This window comes from Ramlibacter sp. AN1015, assembly GCF_037726105.1.
In the GTDB taxonomy this organism is placed as follows: Bacteria; Pseudomonadota; Gammaproteobacteria; order Burkholderiales; family Burkholderiaceae_C; genus Ramlibacter.
The window spans coordinates 386,873-405,989 of the sequence record NZ_JBBJUM010000002.1 but is presented as its reverse complement, the minus strand read 5'-3'; the positions used below and the strand labels follow the sequence as shown (position 1 = coordinate 405,989).

At 70.4% G+C, this 19,117-nt stretch carries 15 protein-coding genes; 4 read left to right on the top strand and 11 right to left on the bottom strand.

Annotated features, from left to right (window positions below):
* Nucleotides 1-7: 7 nt before the first annotated feature.
* Complete coding sequence (recJ, locus tag WG922_RS04590; protein WP_340280988.1) at nucleotides 8-1,717, bottom strand: single-stranded-DNA-specific exonuclease RecJ; 1,710 nt, start codon at nucleotides 1,715-1,717, stop codon at nucleotides 8-10.
* Nucleotides 1,714-2,694, bottom strand: coding sequence for a phosphoglycerate mutase (locus tag WG922_RS04585; RefSeq protein WP_340280987.1), 981 nt, complete (start codon nucleotides 2,692-2,694; stop codon nucleotides 1,714-1,716). The genes recJ and WG922_RS04585 overlap by 4 nt, the downstream gene beginning before the upstream one ends.
* A gap of 71 nt (nucleotides 2,695-2,765) precedes the next feature.
* On the opposite strand from WG922_RS04585, the gene WG922_RS04580 reads away from it, so the two are divergent.
* Nucleotides 2,766-4,022: a lipoprotein-releasing ABC transporter permease subunit gene (locus tag WG922_RS04580; RefSeq protein WP_340280985.1), complete on the top strand. Its 1,257-nt coding sequence runs from the start codon at nucleotides 2,766-2,768 to the stop codon at nucleotides 4,020-4,022.
* Nucleotides 4,015-4,710: a lipoprotein-releasing ABC transporter ATP-binding protein LolD gene (gene lolD / locus WG922_RS04575; RefSeq protein WP_340280983.1), complete on the top strand. Its 696-nt coding sequence runs from the start codon at nucleotides 4,015-4,017 to the stop codon at nucleotides 4,708-4,710. The genes WG922_RS04580 and lolD overlap by 8 nt, the downstream gene beginning before the upstream one ends.
* A gap of 124 nt (nucleotides 4,711-4,834) precedes the next feature.
* Here the strand turns inward: lolD and WG922_RS04570 are convergent, their stop codons facing one another.
* From WG922_RS04570 to coxB, 3 genes are read right to left on the bottom strand one after another with little or no spacing between them, the layout of a single operon-like run.
* On the bottom strand, nucleotides 4,835-5,194 hold the full coding sequence (locus tag WG922_RS04570) for a hypothetical protein (RefSeq protein ID WP_340280982.1): 360 nt from the start codon (nucleotides 5,192-5,194) through the stop codon (nucleotides 4,835-4,837).
* Between the two features lie 4 nt (nucleotides 5,195-5,198).
* Nucleotides 5,199-7,760, bottom strand: a complete 2,562-nt coding sequence (gene ctaD, locus WG922_RS04565; RefSeq protein ID WP_340280981.1) for a cytochrome c oxidase subunit I — start codon at nucleotides 7,758-7,760, stop codon at nucleotides 5,199-5,201.
* A gap of 8 nt (nucleotides 7,761-7,768) precedes the next feature.
* The gene (coxB, locus tag WG922_RS04560) at nucleotides 7,769-8,752 is read right to left on the bottom strand and encodes a cytochrome c oxidase subunit II (protein WP_340280980.1); all 984 of its coding nucleotides are present in this window, start codon (nucleotides 8,750-8,752) and stop codon (nucleotides 7,769-7,771) included.
* 183 nt (nucleotides 8,753-8,935) lie between these two features.
* On the opposite strand from coxB, the gene WG922_RS04555 reads away from it, so the two are divergent.
* Both WG922_RS04555 and WG922_RS04550 read left to right on the top strand, forming a co-directional pair.
* Nucleotides 8,936-9,331 carry a c-type cytochrome gene (locus WG922_RS04555; protein ID WP_340280979.1) on the top strand — a complete coding sequence of 132 codons (396 nt, stop codon included), beginning with the start codon at nucleotides 8,936-8,938 and terminating at the stop codon, nucleotides 9,329-9,331.
* Between the two features lie 26 nt (nucleotides 9,332-9,357).
* Nucleotides 9,358-10,314 (top strand): c-type cytochrome, encoded by a 957-nt coding sequence (locus WG922_RS04550; RefSeq protein ID WP_340280977.1) that lies wholly within the window; start codon nucleotides 9,358-9,360, stop codon nucleotides 10,312-10,314.
* Between the two features lie 38 nt (nucleotides 10,315-10,352).
* Here the strand turns inward: WG922_RS04550 and WG922_RS04545 are convergent, their stop codons facing one another.
* The 6 genes from WG922_RS04545 to WG922_RS04520 all read right to left on the bottom strand — a co-directional run bounded on the left by WG922_RS04545 (nucleotide 10,353) and on the right by WG922_RS04520 (nucleotide 19,074).
* Nucleotides 10,353-10,787, bottom strand: coding sequence for a PPC domain-containing DNA-binding protein (locus tag WG922_RS04545; RefSeq protein WP_340280976.1), 435 nt, complete (start codon nucleotides 10,785-10,787; stop codon nucleotides 10,353-10,355).
* 4 nt (nucleotides 10,788-10,791) lie between these two features.
* Nucleotides 10,792-13,716, bottom strand: coding sequence for an FAD-binding and (Fe-S)-binding domain-containing protein (locus WG922_RS04540; RefSeq protein WP_340280975.1), 2,925 nt, complete (start codon nucleotides 13,714-13,716; stop codon nucleotides 10,792-10,794).
* 3 nt (nucleotides 13,717-13,719) lie between these two features.
* Nucleotides 13,720-15,519, bottom strand: a complete 1,800-nt coding sequence (locus WG922_RS04535; protein ID WP_445322788.1) for a thiamine pyrophosphate-requiring protein — start codon at nucleotides 15,517-15,519, stop codon at nucleotides 13,720-13,722.
* Between the two features lie 485 nt (nucleotides 15,520-16,004).
* Complete coding sequence (locus WG922_RS04530) at nucleotides 16,005-17,045, bottom strand: VWA domain-containing protein (protein WP_340280974.1); 1,041 nt, start codon at nucleotides 17,043-17,045, stop codon at nucleotides 16,005-16,007.
* 27 nt (nucleotides 17,046-17,072) lie between these two features.
* A complete protein-coding gene (locus WG922_RS04525; protein ID WP_340280973.1) occupies nucleotides 17,073-18,074 on the bottom strand; it encodes a DUF58 domain-containing protein in 1,002 nt (333 codons plus the stop codon).
* Nucleotides 18,055-19,074 (bottom strand): AAA family ATPase, encoded by a 1,020-nt coding sequence (locus WG922_RS04520; RefSeq protein ID WP_340280972.1) that lies wholly within the window; start codon nucleotides 19,072-19,074, stop codon nucleotides 18,055-18,057. Before WG922_RS04520 ends, WG922_RS04525 begins: the two co-directional genes overlap by 20 nt.
* Nucleotides 19,075-19,117 lie beyond the last annotated feature (43 nt).

Here is a 19,117-nt window from a genome sequence, read left to right as displayed (position 1 = left end):
TTACGCCCTAAACCTCCGCGCCTTCGACCAGGAAGCGCAGCCGGCGCGCACCCTGCCATTCGTCGGCATCGAGGCGGAAGGCCAGCGTCGCCCGGGCCGGAAGCGGCTGCGTGCGTCCGAACCAGATGCCGTCCACCGGCTGCCCCTGGTGGCGGATCTTCAGCGCCAGGTGCTTCTCGCCCACCAGCCGCTGCGAGACGATTTCCAGCTCCTCGCTGAAGACGGGCGGCGAAAAGCCCTGCCCCCACACCTCCTTGTGCAGCAGATCGACCAGATCGACGCGGCGCCATTCGGGCGCGAGCGGACCGTCGGTGTCCAGCCGGCGCTGCAGCGTGGCAGGCTCGAGCCATTCGGCGGCGACCTGCGCCAGCGCCTGCTCGAAGGTGTCGAAGTGCTCTTCGAGCACGGTGCAGCCGGCCGCCATGGCGTGGCCACCGAAACGCAGCAGCACGCCGGGGTGGCGCTTGGCCACCAGATCCAGCGCGTCGCGCAGGTGAAAGCCGGGGATGGAGCGGCCGGACCCCTTGAGCTCGTGTTCCTTGCCCGGCGCCTGGCTGGGCGCGAAGACGAAGGTGGGGCGGTGCAGCTGTTCCTTGATGCGCGAGGCGACGATGCCGACCACGCCTTCGTGGAACTCGGGGTCGAACACGCACACCGCCGCGGGCGGCTCTTCGCCCTCGTCGAACAGCGCCTGCGCCAGCTCGAGTGCCTGATCGCGCATGCCGCCCTCGATGTCGCGCCGCTCGCGGTTGATGCCGTCGAGCGTGCGGGCCAGTTCCTCGGCGCGGGCGGGATCGTCGGTGAGCAGGCACTCGATGCCCAGCGTCATGTCGGACAGGCGTCCCGCCGCATTGATGCGCGGCCCCACGGCGAAGCCGAAGTCGAAGGCGCTGGCGCTGGCGCTCTGGCGCCCCGCCACGTCGAACAGGGCGGACAAGCCGCAGGGCAGCGCGCCGGCGCGGATGCGGCGCAGGCCTTGCGCCACCAGGCGGCGGTTGTTGGCGTCCAGCCGCACCACGTCGGCCACCGTGCCCAGGGCCACCAGCGGCAGCAGCGCGTCGAGCTTGGGCTGCGCTTCGGCGGTGAAGGCGCCGCGCGCGCGCAATTCGGCGCGCAGCGCGAGCAGCACATAGAACATCACGCCCACACCGGCGATGCACTTGCTGTCGAAGCCGCAGCCGGGCTGGTTGGGGTTCACGATCACCGCGGCCTCCGGCAGCCGCTCGCCCGGCAGATGGTGGTCGGTCACCACCACCTGCAGCCCGAGGGCGTTGGCCTCGGCCACGCCCTCGAAGCTCGCGATCCCGTTGTCCACCGTGATCAGCACGTCGGCGCCGCGGGCGTGCACGCGCCGGGCGATGGTGGGCGTGAGGCCGTAGCCATCGACCACCCGGTCAGGCACCAGGTACTCGACCTGCCGCGCGCCCAGCAGGCGCAAGCCCCGTACGCCCACGGCGCAGGCGGTGGCACCGTCGCAGTCGTAGTCGGCCACGATGCACAGCCGCCGGTCGGCCGCAATGGCGTCGGCCAGGAACACCGCGGCTTCGCGCGCGCCCTTGAGCCCGACGGGCGGCAGCAGGCGCGACAGCGCGTCGTCGAGGTCCTCGCGCGAGGCGATGCCGCGGGCGGCGAACAGCCGCGCGAGCAGGGGGTGCACGCCCGCCTGTTCGAGGGTCCAGGCGGCACGGGGATTGACGTCTCTCGGAATGATCTTCATAGGGTTGCGAGCACCTGCGCCACCGGCGGCGCGCTGCGGAAAACACGAAGGGCACGGCGCCACGCGCCGCGTTCGACCGCCGCCCAGGTGCGGGCGCTGGCGGCGCCGCACAGGGTGAGCGAGACCGGCTCGCCGCGGTCCAGGGCCGCCCGCAGCCCGGCCAGCACCCCGGCGTCGAGACCGTGCCAGGCGGCCGCCCAGGCGGGCCAGTCGCCCGCCAGCGCCGGCTCGCGCAGCCCCTCGAACACCTGCAGGCCGGCCGGCAGGGCAGGCGCAGCGCCGGGCGGCAGGGCGCCGGCGCCGCTCACCCAGAACGAATTCACCGGCGGCATGCCGCGGGCCTCGCGTCCCTCGTTGACGGGATGGGTGTAGAGCAGCATCTGCATCTCCTGCTGCAGCCGCCGCAGCGTGCGGGCCTCGTCGCCCCGCGGCAGCCAGTCATCGACCACCGCGCCGCTGACGCGATCCAGGGATGCGCAGGGGAGCTCGCGCAGGGGCTCGCCGTGCGCCAGCCAGCGCAGGGGAGATCGGAACGCGAGGGTGATGCCGTCTTCGGCGAAATACGGCGCCATGGCGGCCAAGAGCGCGCGCGCCTCGTCCTCGGGAAGGTCCAGCGCGTGGGGCGGCAGCATGCGGATGTGGTCGCGCCCGACGGCCCAGTGGCAGGGGGTGATCCAGGCCCAGGCCGCAGTGCCCGGGTCCTGTTCGGCCAGGGCCATCTCCCAGGCGGCATTCGGCACGCGCCCGTCGCGCTCCCAGAGCCCGGCGCGGCGCGCCAGGACGCGCTCGTGCGGCATGGACAGGTCGTGCGCAGTGCCGGCGTCGGTCTCGGACGGATCGAGCTGCGCCAGCAGCGCGGCCAGCGCCGGCAGCTCCAGCGCCTGCAGCTGTTCGCCGCAGCCGGCGCCGGCACACGCGGCAAAGGGCACCAGCAGGTGCGCACCGCGTGGAGCGCCAGGGGGAACGCCTTGAGACATGCCGCCATTGTCCCGGATGCCACAATGGCGCCCCCACCTTTCCGTCCTTCCGGACGCTTTGCACCCGCGGCATGCGAATTCCGTACGAACTGCTCCTGGGCTGGCGCTACACCCGCGCCGGTCGGGCCACCCGCCGCAACGGCTTCATCTCCTTCATCTCGGGCGTCTCGATGCTCGGCATCGCGCTGGGCGTGGCCGCCCTGATCATCGTGCTGTCGGTGATGAACGGCTTCCAGAAAGAGGTGCGCGACCGCATGCTGGGCGTGGTCTCGCACATCGAGGTCTACGGCCCGGGCGGCGGCGTCCTGGCCGACCCGCAGCGCACCCTGCAGGAAGCCACGCGCCATCCGCAGGTGGTGGGCGCGGCGCCCTTCGTCGCCGCGCAGGCCCTGATCGCCCGCGGCGAGGACATGCGCGGCACGCTGGTGCGCGGGATCGACCCCGCGCTGGAGCCGCAGATCACCGAGCTGGCCGCGCAGCTGCGCGACACCGCACTCGCGCGCCTGGTGCCCGGCGAGTTCGGGGTGGTGCTGGGGGCCGAGCTGGCGCGCGCCATGGGCGTGCGCGAGGGCGACCCGGTGACGCTGGTCGCCCCCAGCGGGCAGGTCACGCCGGCGGGCATCGTGCCGCGCCTCAAGCAGATGACGGTGGTCGGGACCTTCGACTCCGGGCACTTCGAGTACGACAGCGGCCTCGTCATGATGCACATCGAGGACGCGCAGCGGCTGTTCCGGCTGGAGGGACCCACCGGCCTGCGCCTGCGCCTGGCCGACCTGCACCAGGCGCGCGAGGTCGCCGCCGAGCTGTCCTCCAGCATGTCCGGCGCGGTGCTGCTGCGCGACTGGACGCGCCAGAACCGCACCTGGTTCGCGGCCGTGCAGCTGGAAAAACGCATGATGTTCATCATCCTCACGCTGATCGTCGCGGTCGCGGCCTTCAACCTGGTGAGCACGCTGGTGATGACCGTGACCGACAAGCGCGCCGACATCGCGATCCTGCGCACGCTGGGTGCGAGTCCCGGCAGCATCATGGGCATCTTCGTGGTGCAGGGCGCGACCGTCGGCGTGGTGGGCACGCTGGCCGGGCTGCTGCTGGGACTGGGCGTGGCCCTGAACATCGACGTGATCGTGCCGGCGCTGGAGAACGCGCTCGGCGCGACCTTCCTGCCCAAGGACATCTACCTGATCAACCGGATGCCCAGCGAGCCGCTGGCCGCCGACATCGTGCCGATCGCGGTGATCTCGCTGGTGCTCGCCTTCGTGGCGACGCTCTACCCCAGCTGGCGCGCGAGCCGCGTCAATCCGGCGGAGGCGCTGCGCTATGAATGACCAGCACGACCTCGCAGGCGGTGCCGTGCTGCAGGCCGAGGGCCTGAGCAAACGCTTTTCCGAAGGCGGACTCGACGTCGAAGTGCTGCGTGGCGTCGATTTCGTCGTGCACCCGGGCGAGACGGTCGCCATCGTCGGCGCGTCCGGCTCGGGCAAGAGCACGCTGCTGCACCTGCTGGGTGGCCTGGAGGCACCCAGTGCCGGCCGGGTGATGCTGCACGGGCGCGAACTCGCGACGCTCGGGGCGGCCGAGCAGGGGCGGCTGCGCAACCGCTACCTCGGCTTCGTCTACCAGTTCCACCACCTGCTGCCCGAGTTCAGCGCCCTGGACAACGTCGCCATGCCCCTGCGCATCCGGCGCGAGCCGGTCGAGCGGTGCCACGCGATGGCCCGCGAGACCCTCGAATCAGTCGGGCTGGGCGAGCGCCTGCGCCACCGGCCGGCCGAGCTCTCGGGCGGCGAGCGCCAGCGCGTGGCGATCGCGCGGGCGCTGGTGACGCAGCCGGCCTGCGTCCTGGCCGACGAGCCCACCGGCAACCTCGACCGCCGCACCGCCGAGAGCGTCTTCGACCTGATGCTGCAGCTGGCGCGCGCCCGCGGCACCGCGTTCGTGCTGGTGACGCACGACGAGGCGCTGGCCGCGCGCTGCGGCCAGCAGCTGCGGCTGATGGGCGGACGACTCGGCTGAGGCGGTCGTCGTCCCGGGCCGATCACGTCCTCAAACCGCGGCTTCGCGGCCGCTCACGCACGGGCGCCGCGACTGGCCTTCCTGCGCGGCCTTCCGGCCGACCGGTGCACGCCCATGAGCCGTCTCAGCCGCAGACCGGCACCAGCCAGACGGTGATGGTCTCGTAAACCACCGCGAGGGCCGACAGCGCGCCCAGCCCGACGGTGGTCCAGGCGAGGAAACCGGTGGGCTCGCCGGCGGTCTTGCGCGGCCAGGCCCACGCGCAGAACACCGCGATCGCCACCAGCGCCACGACCCCTGCGGCCAGCACCCCCAGCATGGCCGCCGACATGCCCCACCACTGCCAGTCCCATTCGGGTCGCGCACAGACGAGGCCGTGGAAGCCGTAGATGGCGATGAAGTGCAGCGCCCACACGATGGGGCCCGAAGAGGTGAGCAGCAAGGTCCGGTAGAACGGCTGCGGTGGCAGGGTGCCGGAGGCCATCGCGCTACTCCAGCATGCGGGGAAAGCCGTGCACCACGGCGAGCGCGATCAGCCCCTGCACCACGACGTAGTACCAGTACAGGCGCGTGTTCTCGAAGGTGACCCGGCGCCGGCCGGTGAGCATGCCGGCGACCGCGCGCACCATGCAGTAGCCGCCCATGAAGGTCATGACGACCACGTAGAACCCCTGCAGCGACACCATGGTGTAGACCACCGCGCCATAGGCGTGCTCGGTCGGACCCAGCCCGGTGCGCCACTGGGCCTGGATGTCAATCGCCAGGGCGGCCCAGAGCAGGGCGATGGCCACCAGCATGGCCAGCTGCCAGGCGAGCGTGGGCGCCCGGTCGTCCTGGCGCAGCAGCCGCCGGCCGGCCGAGCCCACCAGTGCCGCACTGGCCAGCTGGCAGGCGGCCGAGGCGGCCGGCCAGCCGAAGCCGGGAAGCATCGCGGCGTCCCGGGGCCACAGCTGCGGCGACACGGTCCACAGGAAGAAGTACGAGAACACCAGCGACGCGAAGATCGAGCCCGAGACGATGACCAGCACCATCATGGCCCACCACGAGTGCGAGCGCGAGCCGGTGGCATAGACCTCCAGGCGGATGCCGCCGCCGACGTCCACCGGCGGGTGCGTGAAGCCGGGGTCGGTGTCCCACACCCAGCGCAGCACGGCCGCGACGGCGATCACGCCACAGGCCATGGCCGGCCAGACCAGCTTGACGGTCAGCAGCAGGAAGAAGCCGGCGGTGCCGATTGCCGCGAGGAACGGCGACCACCCGGGCCCGGGCATCTGCAGCAGGTACTGCGGCTTGGCATCGACCGGGCTGGTGACGATGGTCTCGCGCCCGCCGGTGGGGGCGTTGGGCAGGTAGTACTGGCCCGCATCGACGTCTTCCGACAGGCGGGGCTGGTCCCACAGGGGCTCGCGGCTGGTGACGAACGGGATGCTGCGGTTGGAGTAGTTGCCCGAGGGCAGCCACTCCAGCGTGCCGGCGTTCCAGACATTGCCGGCGTTCTCACCGGTCATGCGGAAGTGCATCGCGAGATCGACGAGGAAGATGAGCACGCCTGCCGCGATCATGTAGGCCCCTACCGTGGACAGCATGTTGAGCGTGCCCCAGCCCATCTCCGCCGGGTAGGTGTAGACCCGCCGCGGCATGCCTTCCAGCCCGGTGATGTGCATGGGAAAGAAGGTGAGGTTGAAGCCGATGAACATCAGCGCGAACACCCACCGCCCCATCCGCTCCGACATCGGCTTGGAGCTCGCATACGGCATCCAGTAGTAGAACGCGCCGAACAGCGGGAACACCATGCCGCCGATCAGCACGTAGTGCAGGTGGGCCACGATGAAGTAGGTGTCGTGCGCCTGCCAGTCGAAGGGCACGACGGCCACCATGACACCGGTGAGCCCGCCCAGCACGAAGATGAAGAGGAAACCCAGCACGAACAGCATGGGCGTCTGCATGGGTGAGAGCTTCTTCGCGGCGGCGAGCGTGGCGATCCAGGCGAACACCTGGATGCCGCTCGGGATCGAGACGGCCATGCTGGCGGCCGAGAAGAAGCTCAGCGACAGCTGCGGGATGCCGGTGGCGAACATGTGGTGCACCCACAGCCCGAAACTGAGAAAGCCGGTGCCCACCAGCGCGATGACGATCAGCTTGTAGCCGATCAGCGGCCGCTGGGCCATGGTCGGCACGATCATCGAGACCATGCCCGCGGCCGGCAGGAAGATGATGTAGACCTCGGGGTGCCCGAACAGCCAGAACAGGTGCTGCCACAGCAGGGGATCACCACCTTTTTCGGCGATGAAGAAGGGCCAGTGGAAGGTGCGTTCGATCTCCAGCAGCACCGTGCCCAGGATCACCGCCGGAAAGGCGAAGATGATCATGCCGGCCAGCACCAGCATCGACCAGGCGTAGATCGGCAGCTTGTCCAGCGTCATGCCCGGCGCGCGGGTGCGCAGGATGCCCACCACGATCTCGATGGCGCCGGCGATGGCGGAGATCTCGATGAAGCCGATGCCCAGGAGCCAGAAATCGGCGTTGTGACCCGGCGAATATTCATAGCTGGTGAGCGGCGGATACATGAACCAGCCGCCGCGGGGCGCGAGGTCGAAGAAGATGCTGCAGAAGAACACCGTGCCGCCCACGAAGTACGCCCAGAAGGCATACATGCTCAGGCGCGGAAAGGGCAGGTCGCGCGCGGCCAGCATGTTCGGCAGCAGCAGCACGCCCATCGCCTCGACCACCGGCACCGCGAACAGGAACATCATCATGGTCCCGTGCATGGTGAAGAGCTGGTTGTAGAGGTCGTGCCCCACCAGGTCGTTGTCGGGCACCGCCAGCTGGGTGCGCATGATCACCGCGAGGATGCCCGCCAGCACGAAGAACATGAGCGCCGTGCCCACGTAGAAGGCGCCGACGTAGTTGTTGTTGACCACCGAGACGAAGCGCAGGCCGCTCGGCGGAGCCCAGATCTTCTTGAGCTGGGCCAGCTCCTTCCTGTCGTCGCGCGGGCCCGGATTGGGCAGCCTGCTGAAGTCGATCTCGTGCTCGGGTGGCAATGCCATGGCGTTCCTCAGCGCAGGCTGGCCAGCCAGGCCGAGAGCGCGCGCAGCTCGTCGCCCGAGAAGCGCTGGTAGGCCGGCATGCGCGCGCCGGCCTTGATCTCCTGCGGATTGGCGATCCAGCCGGCGAGCGTGCCCTGGTTGTTGGGCAGGATGCCCGCGGCGACCCAGTCGCGCAGGCCGACATGGGTGAGTTCGGGGCCGAGCCGTCCGTCGGCGGGCGTGCCACGCACCGTGTGGCAGACGCCGCAGCGGTTCTCCAGGAACAGCCGCTGCCCCAGCTGCAGCACTGGTTCTTGCGGCGGCGCGGCGGGGCGCAGCTGCTGTTGCAGCCAGCGCTCGAAGTCGGCCAGCGGCTGCGCGACCACGTGGAAGGCCATCTTGGCGTGCTGCGCGCCGCAGTATTCGGCGCACTGGCCGCGGTAGACGCCGGGCTCGCGCGCCTCGATGCGCAGCCAGTTCACGTGGCCGGGAATCATGTCCAGCTTGCCGGCGAGATTGGGGACCCAGAAGCTGTGGATCACGTTGTCGGACACCAGTGCCAGGTCCACCGGCTGCCCCGCCGGGATGTGGATCTCGTTGGCCGTCTCCAGCAGCACGCCGCCCTGGCCGTCGAGATAGCGGACCCGCCACCACCAGAGCTCGCCGGTGACCTCGATGCGCAGGGCGGCCGACGGCCCGCGCGGGTGCGACACCGGCCCCGCCGCCGACAGCGTGTAGACCAGCAGGCCCGTGAGCACCACCGTGGGGAACACGATGCCGCCGCCGACCACCCAGGCGTGCCGGCCCAGCGCCGCACGGATGCGCTGCGGCCCCAGCACCGCCAGCGCCACCAGCACCATGACCGCGACGAAGATCGCGGCGCTGCCGATCAACAGCACCCAGGTGATCTCCAGCAGCTGGGCGGCGCCATCGCTCCAGGCCTCCAGTGCCGACTGCACACCTTCGCGGTGAAGCGGGGCGGCAGGGGAGGCGGGTGGGGTGGCGGCGGTCATGGGTGGGCGGCAGGCGGAGCTGCCGCGCACGCAGCAGCTCTCGTCGAGTGGCAATGATTGAAGAATCCGGGCGCGCGGTGGGCTCGCGCGCGCCTCTGCCTTTCATTTCCCAGCCTTTGTTACCTCGCGTTCGCGCTCGACAGCACCCCGCGCCCAAACGCCGAACCGCAGAATGAAGCGAACGTGCCGAGTACCTCCACCCGGGCTTCTGCCCTGCTGCCGCGCAGTGCGTGCGCCTTCGGCCTGCTCCTGCTGCTGGGCGGGTGCAGCAGCGAGAGCGCGCCCATGCACATCCCCGGTGGCGACGCACAGGCCGGGATGCAGGCCATCCAACGCTACGGCTGCGTCTCCTGCCACACCATCCCCGGCCTGCCGGGCTACGGCGCGAACGTGGGTCCGCCCCTGCGCGGCATGGGCGAGCGCGCCTACGTGGCCGGGGTGATCGCGAACACCCCGGAGAACCTGGTGCGCTGGCTACAGTCGCCGCCGGAGATCGATCCGCGCACGGCCATGCCCGACCTGGGGGTGTCGGAGCGCGAGGCACGCGACATCGCGGCTTACCTGGTGAGCGCCCACTGAACCGTCGGACGCCCCGCCCCGCTGCCATGACCACCGTCCGCGTACGCAACCTCCTGATCGGCCTGCTGGTGCTGCTGCTGCTCGGCGGCGTCGGTGCCTGGCTGTTCGTCTATTTCGGCATCTACAACGTCGCGGCGACCCGGCAGCACATCCCGCCGGTCTATCGGCTGCTGAACTACGCGATGGAGCGGTCGGTCATCGCCGAATCGCAGGACGTGCGCGCGCCTCCCGACCTGATCGAGCCACAGCGCATCCGCGCCGGCGCGGTGCACTACCGCGCGCACTGCCTGCAGTGCCACGGGGCTCCAGGTGTGGCACCCGACTCGCTTGCCTACGGCATGACCCCGGCGCCGGTAAACCTGATGCCGGCCGCGCGCAGCTGGCCGAGCGAGCGCATCTTCTGGATCGTCAAGCACGGCATCAAGATGTCGGGCATGCCGGCCTGGGAGTACCGGCTCAGCGACGACCAGATCTGGGACGTGGTCGCGTTTACCAAGGGGATGGCGGCGATGTCGCCGCGCGAGTATGGGCAGCTCGTGCTGGAACTGCCGGGCGGCAAGGCGGACGCAGGCAGCGGGGGCAAGCGGCCGCCAGACGACGCCACCGCCCGCAAAGCCGAACCGCCGGCTACGCTCATGGTTGCCAACGCTGCGCGCAAGGCTCCACCGGGTGTGGCCACCGGGCCCGGCGTGCCCCTGGGGAACGCGCGCGTCGGGCAGCACAAGGCGCAGGCCTTCCTGTGCCAGACCTGCCATCAGATCCCCGGCGTCGTCGGCGCCAACCACTACGTAGGACCGCCGCTGGCCGGCATCGGCACGCGGACGTTCATCGCCGGCGTGGTCGCGAACGACCCGCAGAGCATGGTGCGCTTCCTGCTGGATCCGCAGGAGATCGATCCGTTGTCGGCCATGCCGCCCATGGGCATGAGCGAGCAGGATGCGCGCGACATCGCGGCCTTCCTCTACACGCTGCGCACGCCGTGAATCCGCGCGCCGCAGCGGAGGGTCGGTGCGAGCCGTCCCTATCCGATGCGGATCAGCGGCAGGCCGCTCGCGGCGTCGTGCTCGCGCTTGAGGTAGCCGGGCGACTCGACCAGCAGCAGCTCCAGCGTGGGGCGCACCTGCGCCTGCAGCAGGTGGCCGCCGACGCAGCTGCCGTCGCGCCGGCCCAGCACCACGTGGATGTGGACCTTGGGCTTGTCGCCGTCGAGCGCGATGTCCCCCAGCAGCGAGAGCACCTCGACCTGCTCGTCGATTTCGATGCGCTCGTAGTCCTTGCGCTGCCAATCGAAATAGCCCAGGGTGGCGCGCTCGAAGGCGCCGATGGCGCTGATGCGGCTGGCGGTGAGGCTCTGGTCGGCGGCGAATCGCTGCAGCGTGGCGACCACCTCGTCGCCGGCGTCGTAGACCAGCGCGATGGTGCGTTCGCTGCCGGCGTTGAGGACCTTGGATCGCATGAAGCTAGCTCCCGGTGGGTGATGGATGGCCCGGCAGCGCCCGCTGCAGGACTTCGGCGACGTGCAGGGCTTCGCGCCCCGTGCACTGGACGATCTGCTCGCGGCAGCTGTAGCCGTCGGCGACCAGCAGCCGCTCGGGGCTCCAGTCGCGCACGGCCGGCAGCAGCACCCGCTCTGCGCAGGCGATCGAGACTTCGTACTTGTGCGCCTCGAAGCCGAACGAGCCGGCCATGCCGCAGCAGCCCGTGTCGGGCAGCTCCAGATGCAGCCCCAGCCGCTCGCGCAGCAGCGCGGTTTCGGCATCGAAATCGAGCACGCTCTTGTGGTGGCAGTGGCCGTGCAGCAGGGCGGGCCGCTCGAGTGCCTCGAAGGCCAGGTCCGGCGCATGGTCGCGCAGGAATTCCGGCAGCGACAGGCTCTGCTCGCGCAGGCGCTTGGCCTGCTGGTCGTGCGGCAGCATCTGCGGCAGTTCTTCCTTGAACACCGAGAGGCAGGCCGGCTCCAGCACCACGATTGGCGTGCCGGCGCGCAGGTCATCGTCGAGCGCCAGGACGATGCGCTCCAGATAGCGGCGCGCGTCCTCCAGCATGCCGAACTCGTAGAGCGGCCTGCCGCAGCACAGGCCCGCAGGCGGCAGGCGCACCTGGGCTCCGGCATGCCGCAGCACGTCCGCCGCGGCGTGGCCTACCTGCGGGTGGAAGTGGTTGTTGAAGGTGTCGGGCCACAGCAGCACCTCGCGCGCGCCGGGGCGTTGCGGCGCCTCGCGAAAGCCCTGACGGAACGTGCGGCGGGCGAAGACCGGCAGCCGGCGCTGCGGGGCGATGCCCGCCAGCCGCTTGCCCAGCCCCGCGAAGGGCTCGCGCTGGCTGAAGAAGTTCACCAGCGAAGGCGCGTGGCTCGCCAGCCGCGACCAGCGGTCGATGCGCCCGAACACCTGCGCCGACAGCGGCCGCCAGGCCGTGCGGTGGTGGTGGTGCAGGAACTCGGCCTTGTAGCTCGCCATGTCCACCTTCACCGGGCACTCGCTCTTGCAGCCCTTGCACGAGAGACACAGGTCGAGCGCCTCCTTGACCGCCGGCGCGCGCCAGCCGCCCTTGAGCACACCGTCCTTGGTCTCGGCGTTGAGCATCTCGAACAGCAGGTGGGCGCGCCCGCGCGTGGAGTGCATCTCCTCGCCGGTCGCCATGTAGCTGGGGCACATGGTGCCGCTCTTCTTGCGGCACTCGCCCACCCCGACGCAGCGCAGCACGGCGCGGGAGAAGTCGCCCTTGTCCGAGGCGAAATGCATCACGGTCTCGACCTGCGCCGGCCGGTAGTCGGTGCCCAGGCGCAGGTCCTCGTCGGAGCGGTGCGGCTGCACCACCTTGTTCGGGTTCATCTTGCCCTGCGGGTCCCAGATGGCCTTGAACTCATCGAAGGCGCGCACCAGCCGTTCGCCGTACATGATGGGCAGCAGCTCGCCCTTGGACTGGCCGTCGCCGTGCTCGCCCGAGATCGAGCCGCCCACGCTCACCACGAGCCGCGCCGCGTCTTCCATGAAGCGCCGGAACTTCTCGATGCCGGCGGCGGTGCGCAGGTCGAAGTCGATGCGCGTGTGCACGCAGCCCTGCCCGAAGTGGCCGTACAGGTCGCAGCCGTAGCCGTACTGGTCGAACAGCGCGCGCAGCTTGCGCAGGTATTCGCCGAGTCGATCGGGCGGCACGGAAGAATCTTCCCACCCTTCCCAGGTCAGGTGCTCCTCGGGTACGTGGGCCGTGGCGCCCAGCCCGGCCTCGCGCACCTTCCACAGCATGGCCTGCACCTTCGGATCTTCGATCAGCTTCATCGACGGCGGCTCGTGCTCGCCCTCCAGCCGCGCCATGAGGGCGCGCGCGCGATCGCACGCCGCCTCGACGGAATCGCCGCCGAACTCCGCCAGCAGCCAGCCGCGGCCCTCGGGCAGCAAGGCCACGCCGCGGGGGTGCAGGTGGTTGCGCTCCATATCGGAGACCAGCCGGTCATCGACGCCTTCGAGCGCGATCGGCCCGCCCTCCATCACCTGCGGCACGTGGTCGCCGGCCTCGTACACCGAGGGGTAGCCCAGCACGAGCAGGGCGCGGCAGGGCGGCTCGGGCAGCAGGCGCAGGCGCGCCTGCAGCACCACCACGCAGGTGCCTTCGGTGCCCACCAGCGCCTTGGCGAGATCGAAGCCGTTCTCCGGCAGCAGCTGCGGCAGGTTGAAGCCGGAGACGCGGCGCGGAATGCGCGGAAAGCGTTCGCGGATCTCGTCGGCGTGGCGCTCGCCCAGGTCCTTGAGCCGGCGCGCGATCTGGGCGCGGCGGTCGGGCGCGGCGCACAGCCGCTCGAACGCCGCGTCGTCGGTCGCGCCCACCGTCATGCGCAGGCCGTCGTAGGTCAGGATGTCGAGCTCGAGTACGTTGTGCACCGTCTCGCCGCCCATCACCGAATGCGGTCCGCAGGAGTTGTTGCCGATCATCCCGCCCAGGGTGTTGTGATTGTGCGTGGCGGGGTCGGGCGCGAAGGTGAGTCCGTGCGCGCGCGCAGCATCGCGCAGGTCGTCCAGCACCACGCCCGGCTCGACCAGCGCCGTGCGGGTGCCCGGGTCGATCTCCAGGATGCGGTTGAGGTACTTGGAAAAGTCGAGCACCACGGCCACGTTGCAGCACTGGCCGCACAGGCTGGTGCCGCCGCCGCGCGAGAGCAGCGGCGCACCGTGGTCGTGGCACACGGCCACCGCCGCCACCACGTCATCGACCGTGCGCGGGATCACCACGCCGATGGGCGTGTGGCGGTAGTTGGAGGCATCGGCCGCATAGAGCGCGCGGCTGCCGGCGTCGAAGCGCACCTCGCCGCGCACGCGTGCGCGCAGGTCGGCTTCGAGCCGTGCGACGTCGATCTCGACCCGATCGGGCGTTTCCCTGGCACCCACGGCTCAGGACCGCTTCTTCTTGCCGGCGGTCAGGCCGTCCCACCATTCCTTGGCGCTGGCGATCACGATGCCGACCGCTTCGGCGTCGCCCTGCATCAGCGCCTTGACGTACGAGGTGGCCTGCTTGGCCGACACGTGCGGCGGCACCGGCGGCACCTTCGGATCGGTCATCACCTGCAGCAGCACCGGGCGGTCGGCGCGCAGGGCTTCGTCCCACGCCGGCGCAATGGCCTCGGGCGTGTCCACGCGTATGCCTCCGAGCCCGAGCGAGCGCGCGAACTCGGCGAAGGGCATGTTCGGCAGCACCTGCGAGCCCTCGAACTTGCGGTCGCCGCCCATGATGCGCTGCTCCCAGGTGACCATGTTCAGGTCGCCGTTGTCCAGCACCAGCACGATCAGGCGCGGATCGGCCCAGTCCTTGTAGCGGTGAGCGATGGTGATGAGGCCGTTGATGCCCAGCATCTGCATGGCGCCATCGCCGCTGATGGCGAGCACGGGCCGGTGCGGATAGGCGAGCTTGGCGGCGATGGCATAGGGCACGGCCGGGCACATGGTGGCCAGCCCGCCCGAGAGCGAGCCCATCATGCCGCGCCGGAACTTGAGGTCGCGCGCATACCAGGTGGCCGAGCTGCCGGAGTCGCAGGTCACGATGCAGTCGTCCGGCAGGCGCGGGGACAGCTCCCAGAACACCCGCTGCGGGTTGATCGGGTCAGCCGTGTTCTGCGCGCGCGCCTCCAGCACGCCCCACCAGTCGCGCACCTGCTCCTGCAGGCCTTCCTGCCACTGGCGGTCGTCCTTGCGGTGCAGCAGCGGCAGCAGCGCCTGCAGCGTGAGCCGGCTGTCGCCCACCAGGTTCACCTCCATCGGATAGCGCAGGCTCAGCTTGCGTCCGTCGAGATCGATCTGCACGCCGCGCGCCTGGCCCTCCTTGGGCAGGTACTCCGAGTACGGGAAGCTCGAGCCCACCATCAGCAGGGTGTCGCAGTTGCTCATCATCTCCCAGCTCGGCTGGGTGCCCAGCAGGCCGATGCTGCCCGTGACGAAGGGCAGGTCGTCGGGAACGGCGGCCTTGCCGAGCAGGGCCTTGGCGATGCCCGCGCCCAGGCGGTCGGCGAGCTCGATCAGCTCGTCGGTCGCATGCAGCGCACCGGCGCCGGCCAGGATGGCCACGCGCTGGCCGGCATTGAGCACGTCGGCGGCCGCGCGCAGGCTGTCGTTGTCGGGCAGCACCCGCTTGGAAGTCATCCCGATGCCGCTGTGCACAGTGCCGTGCTGGCGCGGCGGCGTTTCCACCGCGTCGAGTTCCTGCAGGTCGTGCGGCAGGATGATGCAGGTCACGGTGCGCTGGTCGCGGGCGATGCGCACGGCCCGATCGACCAGGTGGCGAATCTGCTCGGGCACCATCGCCGTCTGCACGTATTCGTGCGCCACGTCCTTGAACAGCGTCTGCAGGTCCACCTCCTGCTGGTAGTCCCCACCCATGGCGGCGCGCGCGGCCTGGCCGACGATGGCCACCACCGGCTGGTGGTCGGCCTTGGCGTCGTACAGGCCGTTGAGCAGGTGGATGGCTCCGGGGCCCGAGGTGGCCAGGCACACGCCGACTTCTCCGGTGAACTTGGCGTGGGCACAGGCCATGAAGGCGGCCAGTTCCTCATGGCGCGCCTGGACGAATTCGATGCGGTCGCTCGCGCGGTCGAGCGCGCCCAGCAAGCCGTTGATGCCGTCGCCCGGGTAGCCGAAGATGCGGCGCACGCCCCAGGCGTGCAACCGCTCCAGGATCTGTTCGCTGGTGTTCATGCTCATGCGGTTCTCCCTGTGCTGGAGCACCTCCTGCCGCACAAGCCGGACGCGCCCCTGTCGGTTCGGTCGATTCATTGTGGGCCGGGCTCCTGCCCGATGGGGCGACGCGAACGACCTTGCCAAACAGTTGTCGAAACTTACACGCGCGGTTGGGCAGCCGGGTCCGGTGCCGCCGTGCGGCCCGTGGTGCGGCATCGATGCGCTTGTTCGAAGCCCGCTGGGCGGCCGGGTACAGGCGTATGACGGCTCCAGGCGCTCGCCCTGCAGCCTCAGCCGCTGCTCTCGCGCGCGCTCTTGATGCCGATGGCGGCGTAGTCCTCGATGGCGGGTTCTTGCGGCGGCGCGCTCGCCTCGCTGCGGGCGGGGCGGGTCTTCGACATGGGTCGCCGCATCCTACGGAGGGCACCGGTGTTCGTGTGCCGGCCGGCCCCGAAAGCGCGCAAGGGAAGCCCGGCCGGGTACCCCGTGGGGCCACCACCGGCGCAGGGTCAGAGGATGCGGTTGAACCAGAGCAGCGACAAGCCACCGGCGAGCATCGCCAGCAGGGCTGCCGCGAGCGCGAAGAGGGCCGAGATCTCGGTCTCCTTCTTCTCCACCGTCAGGCGCGAGCTGAGCGACTCATAGACCTTCTTCAGGTCCTGGGCCGTGCCCGCGTAGTAGTACTCCCCCTCGGTGCGGGTGGCGATCTGCTTGAGGGTCTCCTCGTCCAGGCGCACGCGCATGGACCAGCCCTCGAAGCCGATGGTCTCGCCATCGACGGTGCCCACGCCCACGGTGTAGACCCGCACGCCCCGGTCGGCCGCCATCTTGGCCGCTTCGAGCGGATCGACGCCGGTGGTGCGCTGGCCGTCGGTCAGCATGATGATGGCTGCCGAGGTGTAGGAGCCGGGTGGCACCGGGGTGAACTCCTTCTTCTCGGGCCGCTGCGCATCGATCGCAAAGCCGCGCTGGCGCTCGCGGCCGGTCTGCATCGCCTGCAGGTCGATGCCCTGCTCGGGGAACAGCGTGGCCAGGGAGATCACGATGGCGTTGCCGGTGGCGGTGGCGCGCTGCAGCTGGAAGCGGTCGATGGCGGTGGCGAGGTCGTCGCGGTTGGTGGTGGGCAGCTGCGCCACCTGCGCCGACCCGGCAAAGGCCACGATGCCCACCTTCACGTGGCGCGGCAGCTCGGCCAGGAAGCTCTTGGCCGCTCGCTGCGACGCGACCAGCCGGTTGGGCTCGACATCCGTCGCGCGCATGCTGCCCGAAACGTCCATGGCCAGGATGATGGTCTGCTGGGCCGAAGGCAGTGCGATGACGGCGGTGGGCCGTGCCGCCGCGATCAGCATGGCCGCCAGCGACAGCAGGAACAGCGCCGGCGGAATGTGCCGGCGCACGCGCGAGCCGGTGGACATCGCCTCCTTCACGATCGACAGCGATGCGTAGCGCAGCGCCAGCTTCTTCTTGCGGCGCAGCAGGAGAACGTAGGAGAGCACGAGCAGCGGCAGCAGCAGCAGCAGCCAGAGGTATTGGGGCCAGAGGAATTGCATGGCGGCGGGTCTTCGTTCGGTCTCTGATCAGGCGGCGTGCTTCAGATGGGCGGGCAGGCTTCCGGCAGCCAGGCGCAGGCGCCGCTTGCGCATCTCGATGAAGCGCACCAGGGCATCGACCAGGTCGCCGTCGGTGGACAGCTCGAGCGCATCGACCCCCGCCTTGGCGAGGCCTTCGCGCAGCTCGGCCTCGCGCTGGGCGGCGATGCGGGCGAATCGTGTGCGGAATCCGGGGTCGTGCGTGTCCACCAGGACCTGCTCGCCGCTCTCGGCGTCGTGCAGGGTCAGCAGGCCCAGGTCGGGCAGTTGCAGCTCGAGCGGATCGAGCAGGCGCACCGCGACCACCTCGTGGCGCTGGGCGAGCTGCGCGAGCGGACGCTCCCAGCCGGGCTCGCTGATGAAGTCGGACACCACGAAGATGGTCGAGCGACGCTTGAGCAGGCTCGCGGCGGCGTCGAGCAGGTCGCGCAGCTTGGTGGTCTGGGCGCCCTGCGCCACCGGGCGGGACTGCAGCGCGTGCAGCAGGTGCAGCACGTGGCGGCGCCCGCCGCGGGTGGGGACGATGGTGTCCACGCCGCTGCCGTAGAGCATGGCGCCGACGCGGTTGCCGTGGCGCGTGAGCAGCCGCGCCAGCACGGCCACGAATTCGGCCGAGACGTTGCGCTTGCGCAGCTCACCGGAGCCGAAGTCGATGGAGGGGCTCAGGTCGAGCAGGAACCAGGCAGCCATTTCGCGGTCTTCGGTGAACACGCGCACGTGCGGCGTGCCCTGCCGGGCGGTGACGTTCCAGTCGATGTGCCGCACGTCATCGTGGTGCTGGTACTCGCGCAGGTCGGCGAGGTCGAGCCCGGCGCCGCGCATCAGGGTGCGGTAGTCGCCCTGCAGCAGGCCGTCGAGCCGGCGGATGGCCGTCCACTCTAGACGCCGCATCACCTGCTCGGCGCGTGCCGGAGCCGGCCCTGCAGTCGCTGCGGGCTCCGCCGGCGGGGGACTGCCGCGACCGCTGAATCTATGCAGCCAGCTTTTCATGTTCCAGGGGACGCGGAGGCGCCGGGGTCTTGGCCATGATGCGCTCGATGAGTCCGTCCGAGCTCAGCCCTTCGGAGAGCGCTTCGTACGACAGCACCAGGCGGTGGCGCAGCACGTCGGGCACCAGGTCGCTCATGTCTTCGGGCAGCGCGTAGGTGCGCCCGCGCAGCATGGCCATGGCGCGCGCGCCCTCGACCAAGTTGATGGTGGCGCGCGGACTGGCGCCGAAGGTGATGAAGCGCGCGAGGTCCTTGAGGCCCTGGCGCGCCGGATCGCGCGTGGCCGACACCAGCTTCACCGCGTACTGCACCAGGGAGGGATCGACATAAACACGCCGGCACTCGCGCTGCAGCGCCGCGAGCTGCTCGGTGGTGGCGACCGGAGAGACATCGATGGCCGGCCCGGTGACGCGCTCGACGATCACGTACTCCTCTTCGTCCGTGGGGTAGCCGACGACGACCTTCATCATGAAGCGGTCCACCTGGGCCTCGGGCAGCGGGTAGGTGCCTTCGGTCTCGATCGGGTTCTGCGTGGCCATCACCAGGAACGGCGAGGGCACGCGGTGGGTCTCGCCGGCAATGGTGACCTGCCGCTCCTGCATGACCTCGAGCAGCGCGCTCTGCACCTTGGCCGGCGCCCGGTTGATCTCGTCGGCGAGCAGCAGGTTGGTGAAGACCGGGCCGAGCGAGGTGGAGAACTCGCCCGTCTTCTGGCTGTAGATGCGCGTGCCCACCAAATCGGCGGGGACCAGGTCGGGCGTGAACTGGATGCGCTTGAAGTGCCCGCGCACGGTGCTGGCCAGCGTCTTGACGGTCAGCGTCTTGGCCAGCCCCGGAACGCCCTCAACCAGCAGGTGACCCTGCGCCAGCATGGCGACCATGACCCGTTCGAGGAACAGGTCCTGGCCGACCACGACGCGCTTGACCTCGTAGAGGATCTGTTCCATCAGGCGCGCGGTGGCGCTGTCCTGGCGCGGGGTGTCGGGAGGCGTTGCGTTCATGGTGTGTGGTGCGTGCGGATGGTCGTGTGGAAGAAGACGGCCG